The sequence below is a fragment of the Streptococcus oralis genome (assembly GCF_001075675.1).
GTDB classification, from domain to species: Bacteria; Bacillota; Bacilli; order Lactobacillales; family Streptococcaceae; genus Streptococcus; species Streptococcus oralis_V.
The window spans coordinates 1-354 of record NZ_JUNW01000047.1 but is presented as its reverse complement, the minus strand read 5'-3'; the positions used below and the strand labels follow the sequence as shown (position 1 = coordinate 354).

Annotated in this window: 1 protein-coding gene; it reads left to right on the top strand. The window is 45.8% G+C overall.

The genetic code is table 11. The features are described from left to right. A partial coding sequence (locus ADM50_RS06720; protein ID WP_049485004.1) for a prealbumin-like fold domain-containing protein occupies positions 1-354 on the top strand: 354 nt, incomplete at both ends.

Sequence of the window (354 nt, the reverse complement as noted above, 5' to 3'; positions counted from 1 at the left end):
GATTACCTTCAGTAAGGTTAGCCTTGGTGGAGAAGAAATCGCAGGTGCTCAAATCAAGATCTACAAGGGCAACAAGGCAGAAGGCACAGCCGTAGAAAGCTGGACTTCAGAAGCTGGTAAGTCTAAAGATCTCAACTTAGCACCAGGTACTTATACTTTCCATGAGGAAGCCGCTCCAACCGGTTACCTCAAAGTAACGGACATCACTTTCCAAGTCAAAACTGACGGCACAGTGGAAGTAACCAACGTTGGTGAAAAAGACTCTAAGGGTGAAGACAACAAGGTCGTAACCAACGGCTCAACTGTTACAGTAACGGATAAAGACGATGATAGTCCACGTACGATTACCTTCAG